This window comes from Halobacillus sp. BBL2006, from assembly GCF_000786645.1.
GTDB lineage: Bacteria > Bacillota > Bacilli > Bacillales > Halobacillaceae > Halobacillus.
Genome location: NZ_JRNX01000593.1, coordinates 1 through 4411 on the forward strand (window position 1 = coordinate 1; position 4411 = coordinate 4411).

4 protein-coding genes and 1 riboswitch are annotated in these 4411 nt (G+C 42.2%); of the genes, 1 reads left to right on the forward strand and 3 read right to left on the reverse strand.

Features of this window, described 5'->3' with window-relative positions; all coding sequences use genetic code 11:
* Positions 1-215: 215 nt before the first annotated feature.
* The 3 genes from LD39_RS16520 to LD39_RS16530 all read right to left on the reverse strand — a co-directional run bounded on the left by LD39_RS16520 (position 216) and on the right by LD39_RS16530 (position 2284).
* Positions 216-674 carry a hypothetical protein gene (locus LD39_RS16520; protein WP_035550003.1) on the reverse strand — a complete coding sequence of 153 codons (459 nt, stop codon included), beginning with the start codon at positions 672-674 and terminating at the stop codon, positions 216-218.
* A gap of 52 nt (positions 675-726) precedes the next feature.
* Complete coding sequence (locus LD39_RS16525) at positions 727-1950, reverse strand: NAD(P)/FAD-dependent oxidoreductase (RefSeq protein ID WP_035550005.1); 1224 nt, start codon at positions 1948-1950, stop codon at positions 727-729.
* Between the two features lie 136 nt (positions 1951-2086).
* Positions 2087-2284 carry a DUF2188 domain-containing protein gene (locus tag LD39_RS16530; RefSeq protein WP_035550008.1) on the reverse strand — a complete coding sequence of 66 codons (198 nt, stop codon included), beginning with the start codon at positions 2282-2284 and terminating at the stop codon, positions 2087-2089.
* A gap of 154 nt (positions 2285-2438) precedes the next feature.
* Positions 2439-2547: riboswitch (SAM riboswitch) on the forward strand.
* A 112-nt stretch (positions 2548-2659) separates the two neighbouring features.
* Between LD39_RS16530 and LD39_RS16540 the strand changes: the two genes are divergently transcribed.
* On the forward strand, positions 2660-4351 hold the full coding sequence (locus tag LD39_RS16540) for an O-acetylhomoserine aminocarboxypropyltransferase/cysteine synthase family protein (protein ID WP_035550016.1): 1692 nt from the start codon (positions 2660-2662) through the stop codon (positions 4349-4351).
* Positions 4352-4411: the final 60 nt, after the last annotated feature.

Below are 4411 nucleotides of genomic sequence, written 5' to 3' on the forward strand. Positions count from 1 at the left end.
TCAAAAGGAATGTGCTTTTTCATTCCGTTGATGATTTGCTTATGACGCGAGTGTCTGGGCAATGCAGCTGGACGAGTCCTTCCCCAACGACCCTAAAACTACATAAACATCTCGAAATCGAGTCTTACAGAATTCTGCACTTTAGTTAAATAAAATCTTTAAAAGTATCCAAATAACAAAAGAGAGGCCTGTTTATGGCCTCTCTTCTTTTATAGTTAGTATGCTCGTTCTGCTTCTAAAATTTCATCAAGGATTGGATAAACAGCCTCGATGCCCTCTTCAGCTATTAAACAAGCAACCCCTAGTGGTGTCTCCCAGAAGGAATCAGGAATATAGGGGTTTTTAAGACCGGACGGCTGGAATAAAGCTTTATAAATTCGATTCAAGTGTTGTAGAGTCTCTTGAGGGCTGGTTTCGCGCTCTCCTCTTGCAAGGAGAAAAACATAACGCATGGATTGAAATAGATTATCCCCAGGCATGAAGGTGTATTCTTTGAAAAATTTCAGCTGTTTCTCCGCTTCTTCTTTTAATCCATTCGTCACCGCTAAGTCTTCTAAATGTTCATGTAGATGTCGATACACTTGCTGGAAGATACGTCGCTTCTCGTCCTGCATTACACGGTCTGTATAAATTTCTTGCAATTTTTCAAACGCTTTATCTTTTGACCAAGTCATTTTCTCTCACCTCTCTATAGAAGATTCGATAAAACCCAACCGCTTTCCTTCTTCAATAATCTGGAATATATCCAAAAGATTCGGCTTCAAGTTTAACCGATTCATGCAGCAAAGGGATGTCTGCCGCTTCACGCTTCAACTGTTCAGATAAGTTGGGGACAAGTTTATTCCATACCATAGGGTTGGATGCCATCGCTTGAAAAAGAGCTTGCTCATTCTTCGTCCATTTTCTAAGAGATTGAACATAATTCAGAGTCAAGTGGAAACCTGGCATCAGTCTCCGATCGCGCTCCTCTTGAAAAGCCTCCAGTGCTTGAGACGGACTCTCCCCTTGATCAACCAGTTGAAGTGTTTCAGCCAGCAGAAAGGACTGCATGAATGCATCGTTGATTCCAAGCCCAGTACTAGGATCTTTACTATGTCCTGCATCTCCGATGAGCGCCCATCCTTTTCCATAAGCTTTCCTAAAAAAATTTGGCATTCCGGACGTTCCTATGATTCTTCCCTGCAGCTTTGCTTTTTGCAATCGACCTTCCATTCCATATAAGGATGCGTACAACTGTTCAAAGCTTTCTTTGGGTGACTTCATCATCGCTTTGAATTCATCTGGATGGATTTCTAAACCAAGGCAATCTCTGCCTTCCTCCATTGGAAAAAGAAAGCCGATACGCCCATCATTTAAAAAAATCTCCGTCGTAGGCTCCTGTAAAGGTTTTACTCCTTCATAATATCCATACAGGACAGGCCGCAGAGGATCCTGCCTTTTATACTCTTCCGCTTGAACCCAATGAGCAATATTGGAATGCTTTCCGTCCGCCCCTACAACCAAATCACAGTAAATGGAATGCCTGTAGCCGATTGAGTCCTCTGCTATGACTCCGACAACCTTATCCCCTTCCCAAATCAACTCTCGTACGGCGTGATTTTCCTTCAAGGTAACGGAGGGAAAATCTTTTGTCCTTTTCAAGAGAATATGATCAAGATGATCGCGTTTTGGAATGATCGTATAAGAAGCCCGCGGTCCTTCTACAAAACTGCTTCCAATATAAGTGCGCATACGGTTGATTTTACGTAATCCTGAAGTTTCAACTTCTTCAAGGACCCCCAGTTTTTTTAAATATTCAACATGGGACATATGATGAGTCGATAAAGTGTCACTTGGAAAAGAGGCTTTATCCAGCAGCAACACCTTTTTGCCTATTTCTCCTAATCGAATGGCCAGGCTGGCACCCCCGACCCTTGCTCCTACGATGACAACATCAAACCTTTTTTCCATAATCAAATTCACCTTTTCGCGTTTTTCTTCCATCCTATCACGAGTAAATGAAAACTAGTACTGATCCTGTTTCTTCAGTAAGTCAATGCAAAAACAAAACGAAGAAAAAACTCCCGTTGCCGGGAGTTTTTAGTCCTTAATATTTTCTTTCTTCTTCTACTTCATGGTTTTGATCTAAAATAAGAAGCTTACTCGGTTTATTTTCTTGAGCAATCTGTTCAGCTTTTTCAATCGCTGTATTTCTTTCATCATAGAGGTCTGTAGGAGCAATATCCTCAATTTTTACAAACCATCCTGTTACATCTTTGTTAGGTACTACACTATATTCCTTCATCGGTTCATTCTCTCCTTCTATAAAGACTTGGTAGTCAATTCCCATAACCAATCGGTGCTAAACACGGTCTAAAATTGTAAAATTATTTGACAATGGTCATGGTTCCTTTTATAATTTCATACAAGTTAGTAAAAGCTGAATATTCAAACAAATACTCTTATCGAGAGTGGCAGAGGGACTAGGCCCTATGACGCCCGGCAACCTTCAAGTATCGCTTGAAAAGGTGCTAAATCCTACAGGTCATTTGATCTGGCAGATAAGAGGAGGACCTGATTCTTACGCCCTCTTCTTATTAAAGAAGAGGGCTTTTTGGTTTCTTCTTAATCTTAGACCTACGGAACTCCTAGAAATCAATTATTCAAGGAGGAAATGTTAATGACTTTACCTTTTCATCAATTTGGACCAGAAACACTATTGCTTCATGGTGGCCAGGAGCCTGATCCTACTACAGGCTCGCGCGCTGTCCCCATTTATCAAACCACATCGTATGTATTCAAGGATACAGATCATGCCCAAAACCTCTTCTCTCTTGCTGAACCTGGAAACATCTACAGCAGGATTATGAATCCGACTGTGGATGTGCTTGAGCAGCGCATCGCTTTGCTCGAGGACGGAGCAGCAGCTGTAGCAACCGCTTCAGGCATGTCTGCAATCACCCTTGCCATTTTGAATATTGCCCAGTCTGGTGATGACATCGTCACTTCTACACACTTATACGGGGGCACTTACAATTTATTTGTGCATACCCTGCCGAAATATGGAATCAATGTTCATTTTGTAGAGGGAACAGACCCTGAAGAATTCGCTAAAGCCATCACTCCGAATACCAAAGCGATTTTCGCTGAAACAATTGGCAACCCAAGCCTCAATGTCTTGGATATCGAAGCCGTAGCTGATGTTGCTCATGACCATCATGTTCCATTGATCATTGATAATACGTTTGCTACACCTTATGTCTGTAAACCGATTGCCTGGGGTGCGGACATCGTCGTCCATTCAGCTACTAAATGGATTGGCGGTCATGGAACGACGATCGGAGGTATTGTTGTCGATAGCGGACGTTTTGACTGGAACCATGAAAAGTTCCCAGGTTTTACAGAACCAGATGAAAGTTATAACGGAATTCGTTTCGGTGTGGATGTGGGTCCACTCGGCTATGCAATTAAGCTGAGAGTTCAACTATTACGTGACATTGGAGCATGCTTAAGCCCTCATAATGCCTTTCTATTATTACAAGGCTTAGAAACACTTCATTTAAGAATTAAAAAGCACACGGATCAAGCTTTAGAGATAGCTGAATACCTTCAAGATCATGAGGGCGTCTCCTGGGTAACATTCCCGGGTTTACCTGATCACCCGACGCATTCTCTTGCGAAGAAGTACTTCCAATACGGTGCTGGGGCAATTGTCGTGTTTGGAATCAAAGGAGGACGTGAGTCTGGACGCCAATTAATTAACAACACAAACCTTTGGTCTCATTTAGCGAATGTAGGAGATGCAAAATCCTTAATCATTCATCCAGCTTCAACGACCCACCAGCAGCTCAATGATGAAAATCTGCAAAAGTCAGGCGTAACAGAAGAACTAGTGCGTTTATCTGTGGGTCTTGAATCCGTGGAAGATTTGATCAAAGACCTGGATGCAGCGATCCATCATGCCACTGGCTATTCTAAGCAATACAAAGCAACGAAGCACGCTGCTGAAGAGATCCTGGCTTCCTCATTAGATCGTTCCGGAGACCTGAGACAAAAAGTTATTGCTTTTATCGGAGGACCGGAAGACAAGGACGAAGCTAAGAAACTCGCTCGTCTAGGATTTAAAGTGACCCAGTATCAACAAGTAGACGAAGCTGTTGAAGCCTCCGAAGGCCCTGTAGACGTCTTATATATCCCTCAATTAGATCATGAAACTTTAACAGTTACAGAAAGCCTGAACCCTCACTTGATTTGGTCTAAAACGCCATTTAAGAGCGATAAAGAAAACATAGTCTCAGGCTTGAATCTATACGAGTCAATCGTTGCTTTAAGAGCTGGAAAAACATTCAAGGATCAGCCATTATCAGTCTAAACCGGAAAGGAGTTCAAAACATGTCATTGAAAAACCCCACCAGCCATAACCATAACCTTA